General features: G+C 62.7%; 17 protein-coding genes and 1 tRNA gene. 8 read left to right on the forward strand and 10 right to left on the reverse strand.

Annotated features, from left to right (window positions below; all coding sequences use genetic code 11):
* The first annotated feature begins 111 nt into the window (after positions 1 to 111).
* The 5 genes from D9V28_RS04070 (at position 112) to D9V28_RS16525 (ending at position 3,746) form a co-directional block, all read left to right on the forward strand.
* Positions 112 to 579: a DUF6325 family protein gene (locus D9V28_RS04070; protein WP_121658386.1), complete on the forward strand. Its 468-nt coding sequence runs from the start codon at positions 112 to 114 to the stop codon at positions 577 to 579.
* Positions 580 to 605: 26 nt separating this feature from the next.
* A complete protein-coding gene (locus D9V28_RS04075; RefSeq protein ID WP_121658387.1) occupies positions 606 to 956 on the forward strand; it encodes an SHOCT domain-containing protein in 351 nt (116 codons plus the stop codon).
* Between the two features lie 468 nt (positions 957 to 1,424).
* Positions 1,425 to 2,123, forward strand: a complete 699-nt coding sequence (locus D9V28_RS16220; protein WP_121658388.1) for a ThuA domain-containing protein — start codon at positions 1,425 to 1,427, stop codon at positions 2,121 to 2,123.
* Entirely contained in the window at positions 2,108 to 3,214 is a 1,107-nt protein-coding gene (locus D9V28_RS04085; RefSeq protein WP_229727718.1) for a Gfo/Idh/MocA family protein, read from the forward strand. Before D9V28_RS16220 ends, D9V28_RS04085 begins: the two co-directional genes overlap by 16 nt.
* A 148-nt stretch (positions 3,215 to 3,362) precedes the next feature.
* Positions 3,363 to 3,746: a four-helix bundle copper-binding protein gene (locus D9V28_RS16525; RefSeq protein ID WP_483403577.1), complete on the forward strand. Its 384-nt coding sequence runs from the start codon at positions 3,363 to 3,365 to the stop codon at positions 3,744 to 3,746.
* A 3-nt stretch (positions 3,747 to 3,749) separates the two neighbouring features.
* Here the strand turns inward: D9V28_RS16525 and D9V28_RS04095 are convergent, their stop codons facing one another.
* The 3 genes from D9V28_RS04095 to D9V28_RS04105 are packed head-to-tail and all read right to left on the reverse strand — an operon-like array spanning position 3,750 to position 7,415.
* On the reverse strand, positions 3,750 to 6,269 hold the full coding sequence (locus D9V28_RS04095; RefSeq protein WP_121658390.1) for an ATP-dependent DNA ligase: 2,520 nt from the start codon (positions 6,267 to 6,269) through the stop codon (positions 3,750 to 3,752).
* A 3-nt stretch (positions 6,270 to 6,272) separates the two neighbouring features.
* Positions 6,273 to 6,803, reverse strand: a complete 531-nt coding sequence (locus D9V28_RS04100; RefSeq protein WP_121658894.1) for a DUF488 domain-containing protein — start codon at positions 6,801 to 6,803, stop codon at positions 6,273 to 6,275.
* 33 nt (positions 6,804 to 6,836) lie between these two features.
* Positions 6,837 to 7,415 (reverse strand): PadR family transcriptional regulator, encoded by a 579-nt coding sequence (locus D9V28_RS04105; protein WP_121658391.1) that lies wholly within the window; start codon positions 7,413 to 7,415, stop codon positions 6,837 to 6,839.
* Between the two features lie 210 nt (positions 7,416 to 7,625).
* Between D9V28_RS04105 and D9V28_RS04110 the strand changes: the two genes are divergently transcribed.
* Positions 7,626 to 8,129: a DUF3145 domain-containing protein gene (locus tag D9V28_RS04110; RefSeq protein ID WP_121658895.1), complete on the forward strand. Its 504-nt coding sequence runs from the start codon at positions 7,626 to 7,628 to the stop codon at positions 8,127 to 8,129.
* Positions 8,130 to 8,276: 147 nt separating this feature from the next.
* Here D9V28_RS04110 and D9V28_RS04115 read toward each other — a convergent pair whose 3' ends face one another.
* The 6 genes from D9V28_RS04115 to aceE form a co-directional block, all read right to left on the reverse strand.
* Positions 8,277 to 9,512, reverse strand: coding sequence for a beta-ketoacyl-[acyl-carrier-protein] synthase family protein (locus D9V28_RS04115; protein WP_121658392.1), 1,236 nt, complete (start codon positions 9,510 to 9,512; stop codon positions 8,277 to 8,279).
* A gap of 119 nt (positions 9,513 to 9,631) precedes the next feature.
* Entirely contained in the window at positions 9,632 to 9,880 is a 249-nt protein-coding gene (locus D9V28_RS04120; RefSeq protein ID WP_108391126.1) for an acyl carrier protein, read from the reverse strand.
* Positions 9,881 to 9,963: 83 nt separating this feature from the next.
* The gene (locus D9V28_RS04125; protein ID WP_121658393.1) at positions 9,964 to 10,968 is read right to left on the reverse strand and encodes a beta-ketoacyl-ACP synthase III; all 1,005 of its coding nucleotides are present in this window, start codon (positions 10,966 to 10,968) and stop codon (positions 9,964 to 9,966) included.
* A gap of 26 nt (positions 10,969 to 10,994) precedes the next feature.
* Positions 10,995 to 11,909: an ACP S-malonyltransferase gene (locus D9V28_RS04130; RefSeq protein ID WP_121658394.1), complete on the reverse strand. Its 915-nt coding sequence runs from the start codon at positions 11,907 to 11,909 to the stop codon at positions 10,995 to 10,997.
* Positions 11,910 to 12,010: 101 nt separating this feature from the next.
* Entirely contained in the window at positions 12,011 to 13,207 is a 1,197-nt protein-coding gene (locus tag D9V28_RS04135; RefSeq protein WP_121658395.1) for a PucR family transcriptional regulator, read from the reverse strand.
* A 17-nt stretch (positions 13,208 to 13,224) separates the two neighbouring features.
* Complete coding sequence (gene aceE, locus D9V28_RS04140; protein WP_121658396.1) at positions 13,225 to 15,951, reverse strand: pyruvate dehydrogenase (acetyl-transferring), homodimeric type; 2,727 nt, start codon at positions 15,949 to 15,951, stop codon at positions 13,225 to 13,227.
* Between the two features lie 258 nt (positions 15,952 to 16,209).
* On the opposite strand from aceE, the gene D9V28_RS04145 reads away from it, so the two are divergent.
* The gene (locus tag D9V28_RS04145; RefSeq protein WP_121658397.1) at positions 16,210 to 16,683 is read left to right on the forward strand and encodes a peroxiredoxin; all 474 of its coding nucleotides are present in this window, start codon (positions 16,210 to 16,212) and stop codon (positions 16,681 to 16,683) included.
* 63 nt (positions 16,684 to 16,746) lie between these two features.
* Positions 16,747 to 16,819, forward strand: a tRNA-Val gene (locus tag D9V28_RS04150).
* Between the two features lie 55 nt (positions 16,820 to 16,874).
* Here the strand turns inward: D9V28_RS04150 and D9V28_RS04155 are convergent.
* Positions 16,875 to 17,834, reverse strand: coding sequence for a manganese catalase family protein (locus D9V28_RS04155; RefSeq protein WP_121658398.1), 960 nt, complete (start codon positions 17,832 to 17,834; stop codon positions 16,875 to 16,877).
* Positions 17,835 to 18,102: the final 268 nt, after the last annotated feature.

The raw sequence follows: 18,102 nt of genomic DNA on the forward strand, positions 1-18,102 counted from the left end.
ATTGTTTCATCCCCGAGGGATGATGATCACCCTGCCTCACAGCACTAGCGTCAGTCCCAACATGACCGACCGATGTTTGCGTGTCAATATACGCGCCGAGAGGAATATCCGATGAAAAGCGAAACCAGCGAAGGCACGCAGCCCACTGCTGAGGAAGCCGAATTCAAGTATGGTCCCGTCGAGATCTTTCTGATCGGGTTCGATGGAGCACACCCCGGCCCGAATGTCCTCGACGCGATCCTCGAGCTGGTGCAGTCAGGTAGCATTCGTCTGCTCGATTTGCTCTTCGTTTCTCGCTCCAGCGACGGGGACCTCACGGTCATGGAGCTTGAGGAGATCGAGGACAAATACGGCTTGGAAGGGCTCGAGGTCCTAGAGCTCGGACTCGCCGGAGAAGAAGACGTCGATGACCTCGCCGACGCGATTCCGCCGGACACCTCTGCGGCGCTTCTGGTCATCGAACACCTCTGGGTCCGCGAGTTCGCTCAGACGCTCTACCGAGCTGGCGGCCGCGTCCTTCTCACGGAGCGAATTCCCGCTCCGGTCATCAACGAAGTTGTCACCGCCGCAACGGCGTGACCCCAACCAAGCCAAAGGAGAAAATTATGCTGGGTCGACGTGCAGGACGCGGGGGGCTGCTCCGTGCTGCAGCAACTACGGCAGTTGTGGCTGGCACCGCAACGGCGGTTTCCGGTGGGGTTCGCTCGCGCCAGGAAGCAAGCGCGCAACAAGCAGCGGAGGCGCAAGCGTATGAAGCGCAGCAACAGCAGGCCCAGATGCAGGCTGCCGCTCAACAGGCAGCTCAATATCAGCAGCAGCAGCAGCAGGCGGCCGCGGCGCCATCCTCGCCAGGGGGCGACCTGCAGTCGCAACTGCAAAGCCTCGCGACCATGCACGCGCAGGGAATCCTGTCTGACGCAGAGTTCACCGCAGCCAAAGCCAAACTGCTCGGTTAACTGTTCCGGGCGCGCGTTCACCCGCGTTGTTCACCTCGAAAGAGGGCGACGTTGCAAATCGCATTCTCCTCACTCAACCGACGGCGCGGGGGCTCGATACGGTTGATCTGCGGTAGCGCTGAGAACGGATGCCGGTTCCACAGTCACCGGGATGTCTTCTTTGGGCGGGTGCTCGCGTGGGCTCGGTATGGCGGGTTCGAGGGAGGAACTTCTCCTGCGGGGCGCTCGCAAGCGGGCGTCACAAACTGACCGCGGAAGCTCATACCGCTGGACGATAGCGCAGACGGGACTGCGAGGCTCGCACGTCTGCGCGCGGTTGACTTTGTTTGTTGTGTCTCGCTACATTTAGACACTGTCGCGACGGGGCGATCCTCACGACCGCGGAGGCAGTCGCGTCCGGCGCGCAAACTCGTGACTGCGTTGCCGATAGTCGGCCACAGTCGCGCGCGATCGAGGGAGATAAAAGTTATGGCAACCAACCGCACCGCTCTCGTTGTGCGAGGAGGCTGGGACGGGCACCAACCCGTCGAGACAACCGACCTGTTTATCCCTCACCTCGAGTCGTCCGGGTACACGGTGAGAGTAGAAGACGGCCCGGCGATTTACGCTGAGGTGGACTACATGGCGACCGTCGACCTCATCGTTCAGTGCAACACGATGAGCACGATCGAGAGGAAGGAAGTCGCCGGTCTTCGGTCCGCCATCGAAGCTGGAACCGGCCTGGCGGGTTGGCACGGCGGTATCGCGGATTCGTACCGGAACAACTCGGACTACCTCCACCTCATCGGTGGTCAATTCGCCTGCCATCCCGGAAAACACCCCGATGAGCTGGTGGGCGATGCCTCCGACAATTTCATCGACTACCGTGTGGAAATGACCGAGGCGGGCCGCACACATCCAATCACCGTGGGGATTCCCGACTTCGACCTGACCACCGAGCAGTATTGGGTGCTCACCGACGACTACATCGATGTGCTCGCAACAACAACGCTCCCGGCTCGCGAGTGGGACGCATGGTCTCGACCGGTCGTGTGTCCCGCGGTGTGGACACGGCAGTGGGGCGCCGGTCGCATCTTCGTGGCAACCCCGGGCCATTCGGTCGAGGTGCTTCAGAACGAGCACGTCCGAACCATCGTAGAGAGGGGCATGTTGTGGGCAAGCAGGTAGCGCCGCTGAAAATAGGCATCGTCGGTTGCGGCCACATCATCGGTGCCTATCTCGAGACGTTTCCCAAGCTCCAGTCGGTGCGTCTCGTCGCGGTTGCAGATCTGGATCGCTCGCGCGCGGACGCTGTTGCGGCAGAGTATGACGGGGTGCGGTCGCTCAGCGTTGACGAACTGATGGCCGACAACGAAGTACAGCTCGTGCTCAACCTGACGATTCCTGCCGCACACGCCGAAATCGCGCGTCAAGCGATCTTGGCGGGCAAACAGGTGTACGGCGAGAAACCACTCGCCGCGGACACCGTACAGGCGGCCACGATTCTCGCCGCCGCGGAGAAAGCCGGCCTCACCATAGGCTGCGCTCCTGACACCGTGCTCGGAACCGGCACCCAAACCGCGCGGCGAGCGATCGACGACGGCCTCATCGGCACCCCGATCTCCGCCACAGCGACGATGATGACTCCAGGGCACGAGAGATGGCATCCGAACCCAGACTTCTACTACCTGCCGGGTGGCGGGCCCCTCCTCGACATGGGGCCGTACTACGTCTCAGCGCTCATCACCCTTCTCGGTCCTGTGGCTTCCGTGATCGGGGCAGCCAGCCACACCCGCGACTCACGAACCATCGGGTCAGGCCCGAGGAAGGGGGAGTCCATCGCCGTTTCTACGGACACACATGTGACCGGCGTGCTCGTCCACGAGTCCGGGGCCCTGTCCACGCTCGTCATGAGCTTCGACGCGGTCGCCACCCAGGCTGCAAACATCGAAATCCACGGGGAGAGAGGTTCGCTGATCGTTCCCGACCCCAACCGGTTCGACGGCGACGTCAAACTGTGTGGGCTCGGCTCGACGGAGTGGGAAACCCTCCCGGTCTCCGCAGGCTATGTTGACGCGAGCCGCGGGGTCGGGCTTCACGATCTCGCGGTTACAGAAAAGGATGTCGAACCTCGCGCGAGCGCGCGGCTCGCGTTCCACGCATTGGACGTCATGGAGTCGGTGCTCTCGTCGGCTCGGTCAGGCCAGTCGATTTCGATCAGCAGCACGTGTGAACGCCCAACACCAGTGCCGCTGACGGAGCTGAGCGTGCGGGCGTAGGTCGTTTCGCGCCCAATGCCGGAAAAGGCTGGCGGACTCATGCTCGCCAATCTATGGTGGGTGCACGAGGGGGCACGTGCGACACCCCTGTAGTGGCGAGCACCGTCGCACCGCAACAAAGGGGTTAGCGATGAGTTATGCGACGACGATGCTTCGAGCCCATCCACGGCCGCTTCCGCACATCGATCGGGCAGCACTGGCCGAGTGCATCGAGGCCTGCATTGAAGGGGCGCAAACAGCGACGGCCTGTGCGGAAGCCTGCCTGTCAGAACCGGACCTGCCCGACCTCGCCGACTGCATTCGAGCGACGCTTGACTGTGCGGACGTTGCTGGAACGACAGCAAAAGTGTTGTCTCGCCACCCGACGTATGACGCAAACCTGCGGCGCGCACTATTGGCGGCCTGCCGAGCCGCCAGCGCGCTCAGCGCCGAAGAATGCGAGCGGCACGCCGAGCGGCACAGCCATTGCCGGGTCTGCGCCGACGCGTGTCGACGTTGTGAAGCGGCGTGCCAGCGGTTGCTCGACGTTTAGCCGCTACTCGATGCGTACGTCACGGGCGGTTTTGTCCGGGCGCCAGCCGCGCCACGAGGAGTGCCGAAGCGCCCCGCTGGATGTCCACTGCAGAAATGTCACTTCGCCGACGAGTTCGGGGCGGATCCACTTTGCGTGCGAGATTTCGTCGCTTGGGGCGTCGTGCACCGGGGGAGATTCGACCGCCATCTGCGTGAACTTCTTGACCCATGACCGCCTGTCCTTATCCGTGAAGCCGGTACCGACGCGACCCGCGTAACGAATGCCTTGCTCATCGGGGATGCCGAGGACGAGCGAGCCCACAGCGTTCGTCGCGCTCCCCGCACCCGGCCGCCAGCCCACAATCACCACCTCCTGCATCATTTCGTGCTTGACCTTGATCCAGGAGCGTGACCGTTTCCCAGGCAGATAGGGACTGTCTCGTTCCTTCGCCACAACCCCCTCGAGCCCCAGTTGCGAACTCGATTCTCGAGCGGCTTCAAAATCCCCATCGAACTCTGGCGGGACCCGGACAGGTCCGGTCGGAGTCACCACCTGCGTGAGCGCCGCTCGCCGAACGTCATAGTCGTCGCCGGTGATGTCGTGTCCCTCGAGCTCAAGCAGATCGAAGAGCATGAGTTCGATGCTCGCCGAGCGCGCCGCCGATTCGTCCTCGCTGAGACCGGCGCGCGACTGGAGGAGGTGAAAACTCGGCCGGCCCTTCTTATCGAGAGCCACGACTTCGCCGTCGAGGACGGCAGATTGTGCGCCGACGGCATCTCGAAGCGGCTGCGCGAGTTCAGGGAACGTGTCGGTGAGGTCGTTGCCGTTGCGACTGAACAGACGGACGTCACCATCCTCGATGTAAACGACCGCCCGGTAACCGTCCCATTTCATCTCGAACGCCCAGTCGTGTTCTCCATCGAGATCCTTCGCTCCACCGGCCGCAGCGAGCATTGGCTCGATGACGGTCCGGTTGAGTGGTGTCGTCGGGGCGGTGATGGACGACCGTTTTGTGCTCTTTCTCCGCGGCTCCTGGGCTGTTACCGCGTCCGGAGATTTCGGGGGAGACGGATGCTGTGAGCCGGTCTTCCTGGCCGTGCCGTCCATGAGGTGGATGAGCCAGTTGTTTTCCGCCCCCGGGCGCCGCGTGTGGATGAGAGCGTATTTTCGCGGCACCCCGCCGAGCCCGCCGTCTGGTCTCCCCGTGAGGGTCGCGATAACTTCTTTGCCCTCGCGCCATTTCTCCAGCTCGAACGAACCTGAGTCCCAGATACTGACCTCTCCCGCACCGTACTCACCCTTCGGGATCCGTCCCTCAAAGGTTCCATACTCCAGCGGGTGGTCCTCGGTCTGCACGGCAAGGTGGTTCTCCGCACCGTCAAGCGGTGGCCCTTTGGGCACGGCCCAGGAGACCAGAACGCCCTCGTGTTCCAACCGAAAGTCGTAGTGCAGCCTTCGGGCATGGTGTTCCTGAATCACGAACGAGTTTCCGCTCGTGAGGGTTGCCGCCTCATCAGGCACTGGCTCGGGTGTCTTCGTTCCATCACGCATGCTGCGGTACTTCGCGAGGCGGTCCTGGGCAGCGGCTGTGCTTTCGAACCGCGCCATATGCTCCGGTGTTGGTTCGAGTCCCGCCGTCCGAGCGGGGGCCAGGGGGGCGAGCAGGTCGCCTGAACGGGCCACCCGATCAAGCACCTCCTCGAAATCGAGTTGCGCGAGGGACGGAGACTCGAGCTCCTCCCAGGTGCGCGGCGCGGCAACGGTTGGGGCAAACCGACCGCGAAGGGAGTAAGGCGCAATAGTGGTTTTCGCCCTGTTGTTCTGGCTCCAGTCGATCAGCACCTTGCCCACCCGAAGCGTCTTCTTCATGTCGCTCACGATGAGGTCTGGGTGGTCGGACTCGAGCGCCCGCGCGAGTTCGTGGGCAACGTCAGACACCTGGTCGCTGGTGAGCGAGCCGTCGAGCGCCGAGTAAAGGTGGATGCCTTTGCTTCCGCTGGTCACAGGCAAAGGGTTCAGGCCCATGCCGGTGAGGATGTCCCGCGCCAGGAGGGCAACGTGCGCGCAGTCGGGCAGGCTGAGCCCTTCGCCTGGGTCAAGGTCGAGCACGAGCCGGTCTGGATTGCGCGCGCCACCCGTGCGCTCGAACTGCCACTGCGGAACGTGTATCTCGAGTGCGGCAATCTGGGCCAGCCAGGTCAGTGTCGCTCGATCGTTGACGAGCGGATAGTCGTTGTTTCGGCTGCTGTGCTCGATCGATCGGCGCGCGACCCACTCGGGCGTTGATGCCGGGTCGAGATTCTTTTGATAAAAAACCTCACCCGGCTCGGCGGGTGTGCCCACGCCGTGCACCCACCGTTTACGGGTGGCCGGGCGCTGCGCGGTGTAGGGAATCATCACGTCAGCGATCTCGGCGTAATAACGGAGCACATCGGCCTTGGTGGTTCCGGTCTCCGGGTACAGGATTTTGTCCAGATTCGTCAGGGTCACGCGCCGCCCGTCAACGCTCACGACCTGCCGTGAGCCGGTTTGCGCCGCCATCGCTCAGGCCTCCCCGTCGACGGGCGGGTATGTGATGGTGAGCCCGTCGACCCTGGCGAAGCCCGTCAGAACGTGCGGCCGAATACTTGTGGCGCTCAGAACATCGTCGACCGCGAAGTCGCGAATGAGCAGCGCGTCACCGATCAGAGATCGATGGCAGCGCCACGGCACGGCCTCGGCGCACATGACAGCGACGGTCTTTCCGCTGCCCAGTGCGATCAGCTCCTCGAGCCCATTCGCGAATGCTTCGGTTTGCATATAGTCGGCATAACCACGAAACGACGCATTGTTCCACCCGGCGTTGAGGGAGTCCTTCGATGGACGCCTCAACCCGCCAAGCGCAGGAAGATGTCGGTACTCGATGACGCGATCCCCGAGGCTCGCGCTCAGCGCCTCGTCAGAGAACTGTCGGTTGTGTCGTGACTTCGGAACCGTCCGCACATCCGCGACGGAGGTGATGCCGTATCCGGCCAGCAGGGTCACGAACTGCTCGATCGCTTGCGTCGAGTGGCCGACGGTGAAAACATGTCCCATGCTTCGCAGGGTATCGACGGCGTTCGGCACGGTTCAAGGCCTCGACAATGTCCCGGGTCGCCTGCCACGTTGTGGACGGATGCTGCGAAGCGGCACCGCAGGATCCCCAACGTCGGTCAGTCGAGCTTCGGTCTCGCGAAGCCAGGTCAGGGCCGCTTGGGCAACGTGGTTCTCTGCTGCGACTGCCAAAGCGCCCTGCACGGAACTCGACGTATCGTGCGGATCGCTGGCGACAGCATCCGTTATCGCCGTCCATGACCGGATCTGTCCGTTCACGATTGCGCGCCACGGAGCCCCAGGGATGCTGGAGGCGACGAGCACCTGGTCGGCCATGTCGAACCAGTCCCGAACGTCAGGCGGGGTGGGGGAGCCGAACCAGTCCTCCGCAGCCTGGCGCCCGGCCGACGTCAGGGCGTAGAGAGGAAGATTGTCGTCCGTCGCATCGTCTGACCTGATGAGCCCGGCCTTCGACAGCCGGTCAAGCGTCGAGTAGATCTGCCCGACGTTGAGCCCGGCGCGGTGCGGAGCGCGAGTGATGAGTTCGTCGCGCAACTGCAGCCCGTAGGCAGAACCGAGTGTGAGGATCGCCAGAATCGCGTCTTTCACGGCCATGGGGCTCCTCGGGTCTCTCGCCAATCTCTACCCAGTATAGAGTTTTATGAAGACACGCCGGGTCGACATAATCACATCGTTGTGATTCCTGTGCTATCTGGGGCATAATGACGGAGACGCCTTCGCGCCACAACTGAATAACGGATGCTGCTGCTTGCTTTTTTTCACCGGTCGTTGGGGAAGACGTACCACGGGAAAAAGGAGGAAAACATGGTGGCATCTGTCGCACGAGGAGTGATTTTGGTTCACTCCTCACCGCGCGCTCTGTGCCCGCACGTTGAGTGGGCTGCCGGTCGCGCTCTTGGTCGTGCTGTGAACTTCTCGTGGGGGGACCAGCCGGTGCTGAAGGGCGCCCAGCGCGCCGAGTACTACTGGGAAGGGTTGCCCGGCATGGGCGCTGCCCTGGCTTCGTCGTTGCGCGGCTGGGAGCACCTTCGATTCGAAGTGACCGAAGACCCGACCGCCGGCTCAGACGGGGGCCGTTGGTTGCACACTCCGGACCTCGGTATCTTTTACGCACAGACAGACAGCGCCGGGAACGTTGTCGTTCCTGAGGATCGCATCCGTTACGCCATGGAGGTCGGCGGTTCGAACCCTGCCGAATTGCACCGCGAACTGCGGGTTGCGCTTGGTCAGGCCTGGGACGACGAGCTCGAACCGTTCCGCCACGCCTCTGACAACTCGAGCGTCATCTGGCTGCACAAGGTCGGTTAGGCGCTCTTCGCCCTCGAAACCCGGGGCCAACGGTGGCACGCTGTGCAGGTCGGTGATGATTCCCGACAGGTGCGGATGGTGAAACCGACTGGTCCTGAAACGAACAGAACCCCGCACGGCGGTCGCCGTGCGGGGTTCTGTTCGTGCTTAGAAGCTCTTGAAAGCGGCGACGGCGTTGTGGCCGCCGAAACCGAACGAGTTGCTGATCGCCAGGAGGTCGCCTGAGCCGAGGTCGCGCGGTGACGTCACGACGTCGAGCGGGATCGCCGGGTCCTGGTTTTCCAGGTTGATTGTCGGGGGAGCTACACGTTCGTGCAGCGCCTTGACGGTGAACAGCGCTTCGATCGCGCCGGCGCCACCGAGGAGGTGTCCCGTCGACGCCTTGGTGGCGCTGACGGCGATCGAGTCGAGGTGGTCGCCGAAGACCCGGCGCAGCGCGTTGTACTCGGCGATGTCGCCTACCGGAGTTGATGTCGCGTGCGCGTTCACGTGCACGACATCGGTCAACGTGAGACCGGCATTCTCCACTGCGGCGATCATCGCGCGGGCAGCTGCCGATCCCTCGGGGTCGGGAGCGGTGATGTGGTAAGCGTCGCTGGTGACTGCTCCGCCGAGCACCTCGGCGTAGATCCGTGCTCCGCGGGCCTGAGCGTGCTCGAGCGTCTCAAGCACAAGGGCCGCTCCTCCCTCACCGAGGACAAATCCGTCGCGCGAGATGTCATACGGACGCGACGCAGTCGCCGGGTCGTCCATTCGCTTCGACAATGCCTGCATGGCGGCGAATGACGCGATCGGAAGCGGGTGAATCGCGGCTTCCGAACCACCGGCGATGATGACATCAGCGAGCCCGGCCTGCAGGTGCTGAAAAGCATTCGCGATCGACTCAGTGCTTGAGGCGCACGCGGAGACAACAGTGCGCTCTCCGGCACGGGCTCCGAGATCCATACCGATCGCCGCAGCTGGACCGTTGGGCATCAGCATCGGCACGGTCATCGGAAGCACACGACGAGGTCCACGCTCGCGCAGGGTGTCCCAGGCGTCAAGCAGGGTCCACACTCCACCGATACCGGTCGCCCAGTCGACGCCAAGCCGCTCGGGGTCGACCTCGGGGGTTCCGGCATCAGCCCATGCTTCACGCGCGGCGATGAGCGCAAACTGGCTGGAGGGATCGAGACGCTTGGTCTCGATGCGGGGGAGCACATCCGTTGGCTTCACGGCGGCCTGCCCGGCAATGGTGACGGGGAGCTCGTACTTGGCTACCCAGTCCTGTTCGAGGGTGCGAACACCGGATGCGCCGGCGAGGAGGCTGTCCCAGGAATCCTGGGCGGTCCCGCCGATCGGTGACGACGCACCAATTCCGGTTACGACAATTCTTTTGGTCATTCGATGAAACTCTCTTGGTGCTGGTCAGCGATACAAGCGATCTCAGGGATGGCTCGTGCGGCGTGATGAGGGACCGGGTTCCGGGTCTGCCGCGACCCGGTCCTCATCATCGCAGGGGGCTAGCCCTGTGCTTTGACGATGAAGTCGACGGCGTCGCCGACGGTCTTGAGGTTCTTGACTTCCTCATCCGGAATCTTCACGTCGAACTTCTCTTCTGCGTTGACAACAATGGTCATCATCGAGATCGAGTCGATGTCGAGGTCGTCGGTGAAGGACTTGTCGAGCTCGACGGTGTCTGCAGCGATTCCGGTTTCGTCGTTGACGAGCTCGGCCAGGCCGGCGAGGACTTCTTCAGTGGACAGTGCCATGGTGTTATCTCCTTGAGTATCGATTGACCGTGAACCAGTCTATTGGGGTCATTGCGCCCGGTTCGGGCATATGAGGGGTGTGGCTAGGGGAGGACGACGACCTGGGCCGCGAATACCAGTCCGGCTCCGAAGCCGATCTGCAGGGCCAGACCGCCGGAAATCTCAGGGTGCTCCTGCAGGAGTCGATGGGTGGCGAGCGGAATGGACGCGGCGCTTGTGTTGCCTGTCGTCGCGATATCGCGGGCGATCACAACGCTCTCCGGCAACTTCAGCTGCTTGGCGAACTCGTCGATGATGCGCATGTTCGCCTGATGCGGGATGAACGCGGCGAGCTGGTCTGCGGTGACGCCGGCCTTCTCAAGGGCTTCCTTCGCAACCTTTGCCATGTCCCAGACTGCCCAGCGGAAGACGGTCTGCCCTTCCTGGCGCAGGGTGGGCCATGGTGCTTCGCCGCGGCGGTATTCCTGCAGTGTCGCGTTCATGCCGACGGCTCCGGCCTTGGACCCGTCTGAACCCCAGACCGTTGCGGAAATGCCGGGGAAGTCGCTTGGTCCGATGACCGCTGCGCCTGCACCGTCTCCAAGCAGGAAGGAAATGGAGCGATCTTCCGGGTCGACAACGTCAGAAAGTTTCTCAGCGCCGATCACGAGGGCGTATTTCGCGACGCCGGTGCGGATGAGCGAGTCCGCCTGGGCGATCGCATAGGGGTACCCGGCGCAGGCCGCGTTGACGTCGTAGGCGGCGGCGGGGTTCGCACCAACACGATCGGCCACCACGGCAGCCATCGACGGGGTCTGCTGGATGTTGCTGATCGTGGCGATGATCACGGCGTCGATCTGGGCAGGGTCGATGCCTGAGGCCTCGATCGCTTCCTTCGCGGCGTCGGACGCGAGGTCGACGGCGAGCACGTCCTGGCTGGCTCGGGTGCGCTCGATGATCCCTGTGCGCTGACGAATCCACTCATCAGATGAGTTGATGGGCTCAATGAGGTCGTCGTTCGGCACGGACAGGTCACCGCGAGCGGCGCCCATCCCCAAAATCCGTGTGAACGCGGGTCCCTGGGACTGCTGAAGTATAGGAATGGTCATTCGTCTCTCTCGGTTGCGGAGATTGATTATGCGGAAAGCAGTTCGAGCGCTGCCGGAATGTCAGCTGGGGTTTTGACGGCAACGGCAGGGGTGCCCTTCAGGCCACGCTTGGCGAGGCCGGTCAGCGCGCCTGCCGGTGCAACCTCAACGATGCCCGAGACGCCACTCTGAGCGAAAGCCTCCATGCAGAGGTCCCAGCGAACCGGCGAGGCGACCTGTTCGACAAGAAGCTCGACAAAACGCGAGCCATTGTCGACGATGCTGCCGTCGTTGTTGCTCCACAAGCGAAGAGCCGGGTCGGATGCCGTCAGTCCAGCGGCAACGGATGCCAGGGATTCGCGTGCGGGCTCCATATAACGAGAATGGAAGGCGCCAGCCACCTGGAGCGGAATCACGCGAGTTCCTGGCACGGGATCCTCCGAGAGACGGGCGAGAGCATCGAGCGCTCCAGCAACAACAATCTGCCCACCCCCGTTGAAGTTTGCCGGCTGGAGGCCGAGTTCGTCGAGACGGCTGAGCAATGCATCGACGTCTCCGCCAAGTACCGCGCTCATTCCCGTCGGTGTCGTTGCAGCAGCCGCTGCCATCGCTCGTGCACGAGCGGCCACGAATCGCATGGCGTCGTCTTCGGTGAGCACCCCAGCACCAACTGCTGCCGTGATCTCTCCAACCGAGTGCCCCGCGATCCCCGGCACGGTCGCGGGATGTCCTGCGTCGGCAAGCGCCCGCAAGGTGAGCAGGCCAGCCGCCACGATGAGCGGTTGGGCGACTGCCGTGTCGCGGATCGTGTCCTGGTCGGATTCGGTGCCGTGCTTGACGAGGTCGACCCCCGCAGCCTCGGAGTACTGCTCGACGAGGCGAAGGTAGTCGTTGTTCTCAAGCCATGGGGAAAGGAAACCGGGAGTTTGGGAGCCCTGTCCAGGGCAGACGATTACGATCACCGTCCTAGTCTGCCAACTGACCGAGTCCCTGCTGTGTTGAACACAGCACAAGAATGGGGGATTCGCTTGTGCATGTCCCACATAGCCTTTTCGGTTGCCGTCTAGCGGCGACGCTTAAGACCGTCGGGTTCGGCGATGGACCCGAGGATCAGTGCTGACTGAAGAATGAGCGCTTCGCGAGCGCCAGTCGCATCCCAGCCGATGACATCCGATACGCGTTTGAGTCGATAGCGAACGGTATTCGGGTGGACGAAGAGTTCACGTGCTGTGGCTTCGAGGGAACGCCCGTTGTCGAGGTAGCACCAAAGCGTTGTCACGAGTTCCGTGGAGTGAGCGTGGAGGGGTTTGTAGATCCGCTCAATGAGTGTGGTGCGAGCTAAAGCGTCCCCGGCGAGTGCCCGTTCGGGCAGCAGGTCATCGGCTTGCACCGGTCGCGGCGCGTGACGCCATGCGCGGGCAACCGCGAATCCTGCGAGGGCCGCACGAGCGCTCCTCGACGCCTCAACGAGCGTCGGAACAGCGTGTCCGAGAACCAGGTAACCCGATCCAAATCCGGGTTCGAGATGTGTCGCAATCTCAACGAAGCTGAGTGATGCGGCCGTACCGATCTCCTCGTCGTCAACCCCGTGCGATGTCTCCGCCCTGCCGATGACAAGAACAAGCCTTCCGCCCTGAACACCGATGAGAACATCGGCAGCCATGTGTCGCGCGGTGCGGCGAAGCTGATCGACGTCGAGCTGTGGGGGTGTGGTTCCCACAAGAACAGCGACTTCGCCGTGGCCGTGCCAGCCCAGCGCAGCGATTCGGCTCGGAAGCTCATCGTCCGCTTCACCCGAGAGGATGGAGTCAACGACGAGGGCTTCGAGCCTGGCATCCCAGAGCCCGCGGGCCTCGGCGGCGCGGGCGTAGACATCGGCAGCCGCGAAGGCGATCTCGCGAGAATAAAGCAGGATCGCCTCGCGGAGGTCCTCACCGCCGTCCTTGATCCGCTCCTCGACAACCTCGACGGTCACACGGATGAGCTGCAGCGTCTGCTGCAAACTCACCGAGCGCAGGAGTTCGCGTGGCGCAGCTCCGAACACGTCGGCCGCGATCCACGGTGTCGACTTGGGGTCGTCGAACCAGGCGATGAACGAGGTTATGCCGGCTTGGGCAACGAGCCCGACCGCGGACCGCCGCCCTGGTGGCATTTCTGCATACCAGGGCAGCGTGTCCTCGAGTTGCTTCAGCGTCGTGGTGGCAAGCTCACCAGACAGCCGGCGCAGCCAGGCGAGCGTCTCGCCTTTTGAGCGTGGCACGGGCGGGGTGGCGATGGTTAGCTCTCGCCACCGGCGTTGCCGGTGGTTCCCGCGTTGACGTCGAGGAGGTTGTATTTCTCGATCGCGCGACCGGGCAGTGACGCGTCGATTTCTCCTCGGGCCACGAGCATCTCCAGAGTGCGAACGACCATCGACGGACCGTCGATCTTGAAGTAGCGACGTGCGGCGGCGCGGGTGTCCGAGAATCCGAAGTCGTCAGCCCCAAGGGTCGCGAAGTCGCCGGGAACGAACTGGCGGATCTGGTCAGGTACCGCGTGCATGAAGTCGCTCACCGCGACAAACGGACCCTGCTCGTCCTTCAGACGTGCGGTGACGTACGGAACCTGAGGTTCGGCATCCGGGTTGAGGAAGTTGTATTCCTCAGCGCGGATCCCGTCGCGGCGCAGTTCGGACCAGGAGGTGACAGACCACACGTCGGCTGAAACACCCCAGTCCTCAGCGAGGAGGTTCTGTGCTTCGATCGCCCACGGAACGGAGACGCCGGAAGCGAGCAGCTGAGCACGCGGGCCTTCGACCTCTGAACCCTTGACCTTGTAGATACCGCGGAGGAGCCCGTCGACGTCGAGGTTCTCCGGCTCAGCTGGCTGAACGATCGGCTCGTTGTAAACGGTGATGTAGTACATCACGTTCGGGTCTTCGTGCTTACCGCCGTACATGCGCTCGAGGCCCGCACGGACGATGTGTCCGATTTCATAGCCGTAAGCGGGGTCGTACGTGACGGTTGCCGGGTTAGTCGAGGCCAGGAGAGGGGAGTGGCCGTCAGCGTGCTGGAGGCCCTCACCGGTCAGGGTAGTGCGACCGGCCGTGGCGCCGATGATGAAGCCTCGCGCCATCTGGTCACCGGCAGCCCACAGAGCATCGCCGGTGCGCTGGTAACCGAACATCGAGTAGAACACGTAAATCGGGATGAGCGGCTCACCCTGGGTCGAGTACGTGGTTCCGATGTTGGTGAACGCAGCTGCGCCACCTGCTTCGTTGATGCCGACGTGAAGGATCTGGCCCTGGGGGCTCTCCTTGTAAGCGAGCAGAAGCTCACGGTCAACAGAGGTGTAGTGCTGCCCCTTCGGGTTGTAGATCTTCGCGGTCGGGAAGAACGCGTCGATTCCGAAGGTGCGTGCCTCGTCAGGAATGATCGGCACAATGCGGTTGCCGAAGTCCTTCGAGCGGATCAGATCCTTGAGCAGCCGGACGAACGCCATCGTCGTGGCGATCTCCTGGGTGCCGGAACCCTTCTTCGCGATCGCGTAGGTGGAGTCGTCAGGCAGATTGATGTCTGTGTACTTCGACCGGCGCTCAGGGACGTATCCGCCGAGGGCGCGACGGCGCTCGTGCAGGTACTGAATCGCCTCGTCATCCGTACCGGGGTGGTAGTACGGCGGAAGGTAAGGGTTCTCCTCGAGCTGTGAGTCCGTGATCGGAACGCGCATCTCATCGCGGAACATCTTGAGGTTGTCCAGAGTCATCTTCTTCATCTGGTGCGTCGCGTTGCGGCCCTCGAAGGACGGACCGAGACCATAACCCTTCACGGTCTTCGCGAGGATGACCGTCGGCTGGCCCTTGTGCTCAGCGGCTGCCTTGAAGGCGGCGTACACCTTGCGGTAGTCGTGGCCTCCGCGCTTGAGGTTCCAGATCTGCTCGTCCGAGTAGTCCTCGACCAGCTTCAGCGTGCGCTCATCGCGGCCGAAGAAGTTTTCGCGAACAAACGCGCCGCTCTCTGCCTTGTACGTCTGGTAGTCGCCGTCGGGCGTCGCATTCATCAGGTTGAGCAGGGCTCCGCTCGAGTCACGGGCGAGCAGGTCATCCCACTCGCGGCCCCAGACGACCTTGATGACGTTCCAGCCAGCGCCACGGAAGAAGCTCTCGAGTTCCTGGATGATCTTGCCGTTGCCTCGCACGGGACCGTCGAGGCGCTGCAGGTTGCAGTTGATGACGAAATTGAGGTTGTCGAGTCCCTCGTTCGCGGCGACCTGAAGCTGGCCACGGCTCTCGACCTCGTCCATCTCGCCATCACCGAGGAACGCCCAGACTTGCTGGTCGCTGGCGTCTTTGATGCCTCGGTTCGTCAGGTATTTGTTGGCCTGTGCTTGGTAGATGGCGTTGATCGGGCCGAGGCCCATCGACACCGTCGGGAACTGCCAGAACTCCGGCATGAGGCGAGGGTGCGGGTACGACGAAAGGCCGTGAGGAGCGTGCGACTTCTCCTGGCGGAACCCGTCGAGCTGGTCGGTCGAGACCCGGCCTTCGAGGAACGCACGGGCATAGGTGCCGGGTGAGGCGTGACCCTGGATGAAGACCTGATCGCCTCCGCCCGGGTGGTCCTGGCCGCGGAAGAAGTGGTTGAAACCGACCTCGTAGAGCGCGGCAGACGACGCGTAGGTCGAGATGTGCCCGCCGACACCGATACCTGGGCGCTGTGCGCGGTGCACGGTGATCGCTGCGTTCCAGCGAATCCAGGCGCGGTACCGGCGCTCGATGTCTTCGTTCCCGGGGAACTCAGGCTCGTTTTCCGGCGCGATGGTGTTGATGTAATCCGTTGTCGGCACCATCGGAACCCCGAGGTGCAGTTCACGGGAACGCTTGAGCAGGCTCAGCATTATTTCGCGCGCACGGCCGTGGCCGTGGGCTGCGACGAGCTGGTCGAGCGACTCTTGCCACTCCGCGGTTTCTTCGGGATCAGCATCGAAGTTGTCAACCGAGTAGGGGTCCTGGTCGTTTACAGTCACCGTCGACCTTTCTGTATGGGCAGATCGTGCCTGGTTTTCCGAGGTGCAAATGTCAGACAGGGTCGGGTTACGACACGCGCAGGCACCTCAGATCAGCCTAGCGACTTACAAACCCCGCGGGTGACATTGTGATGGCCGAGCGTCAAATACCCCTTCACTTTGGTGATGCGGATGTCGAGGTCTAGCATGTGTTCCTGATCCGCGCGGGCATTCCTCGTGCGGCGGTACCGGGCTTAGGCCTGAAAGGAAGCAGCACCTATGGCTCTGGAGAACGACACTCGAGCCCCCGATTTCGAACTGGTCAACCAGTTTGGTGAGACCGTTCAACTGGGAAGCTTTCGCGGGAACCGAGCGGTTGCCCTGGTTTTCTTCCCGTTGGCTTTTTCCGGACGATGCACAAGCGAGCTGTGCGAGCTCCGCGATAACCTCTCACTGTTTCAGAGTGAGGGCGTCGAGTTGATGGGTATTTCTGTTGACTCGAAATTCACTTTGCGGGCGTGGGCTGAGCAGGAGGGCTACGACTTTCCGCTCCTCTCCGATTTCTGGCCGCACGGGCAGGTCAGCAAGGAGTACGGCGTCTTCCTCGGCGAGAAGGGATTCGCAAACCGCGCAACGTTCCTCATCGACATCGACGGAATCATTCGCGCCAGTTTCATCACGGCACCCGGGGAGTCACGCTCCCTCGAGGCGTACCGCACCGCGATCGAGCGCCTGCAGTACCAGCCGGCCTGAGTGCCGCGATTTCGAGGTGCACTCGAAACCTGTGTAACATGATCACGCTGCCTTGCGCAGTGGGGGCCTTTAGCTCAGCTGGTAGAGCGCCACGTTTACACCGTGGATGTCATCGGTTCGATCCCGGTAGGGCCCACAAACAGGAAAAAGGGACGGTCCGTGCAAAAGCGCGGACCGTCCTTTTTTTGTTTTTATTTGTTCGGTGCGACCGGCGCGTACAGCGCCTCGATGTCGGCGAGTTCCATCTCCGCTGTCGCCTGGATCAACGCCATCAGGTCCTTGTCGAGACCAGGAGCGAACTCTTCAAAACGCTCAGGTGCGATGACTGACGGGACCCCAGCTGGCGCCTGCTCGTTCGCAATGAGCTCCGTTCCATCGTTTGAAGGGGACATCCCCTGGAAGATCTTTCCCGCCTCCGATGCGCCGGTGAGATCGAACGTGTACTGCTTGCTCTGCAGTCCCAGGTCAAGCAGTTTCTTGACCTCAGGGAACTTCTCGGCGTTGGTCTTCGGGATCGGGAGCGATGTCTTCCAGTTGACACCGAGGGTTTCGAGCGCCTTGGCGTAGGCATTCTCGTGTGCCTGATCGCGAACGATCAGGTAAGAGAGTGTCGAACGCGCGGTCTTGTTGGCGGTCATCTCGTAAATCCGGCATTTCTGGAGCCGCCCGGTCGACTCGAGCATCAGGTTGTACAGCAGGTCAAGCACAAGGTTTCCTGAGTTGTACACCCAGCTCCCGTTCCACGGGTTGCCTGCCGCGTCAACCGGCATCGCGCCCTGCGCAGCGACGAGGTAGTGGTGGATGTTGCTCTCGGAGAGTGCGATGTTCAGCGGAGTTGCTCCGCCGGATCCGGGCTTGTCGAGCGGGTCGCCTGGTTTCCCGGAGTACTCGGGCGAACCATCGAGCAGCCGCGAGATCGTGGTGCCGATCAGTTCGACGTGGCTGATCTCCTCCGTCCCGATGCCCTGCATCAAGTCACGGTACGGCTTACCGTTCGGTCCGCGAAAATTCATCGCCTGGAACAGATACTGCATCATCGTACGCATCTCACCGAACTGGCCTCCGAGCCCTTCCTGCAGGGCGTTCGCTGCCGCCGGATCCGGCTCGTCTGGCACTATCTCGTTGATCAGTCGTTGCACGTGAAGAAACACTTGTTACCTCCCAATTTGCGTCGGCGATCTGCCATATCGAACTCTTCTCCCTCAACACGGAGCGCGACAGCGGGTGGACCAATGTGGTGTGCGGGTCTAGTATTCGCTGAACGCTGGCGCGTGGCCACACACGGTTTGTACAGGTCAGAGGCAGGTTTTTCACAGACGGGCCGTACAGACTGTGACAATCAGTCGCCTGCGGTCCCGAACGAGCAGGTGTGACGCGGCAGGTTCCGCGTCGTCCCGACATTGACAGTCATCCACGCAG

Origin of the sequence: Mycetocola zhadangensis (assembly GCF_003668565.1) — a bacterium.
In the GTDB taxonomy this organism is placed as follows: domain Bacteria; phylum Actinomycetota; class Actinomycetes; order Actinomycetales; family Microbacteriaceae; genus Mycetocola_A; species Mycetocola_A zhadangensis.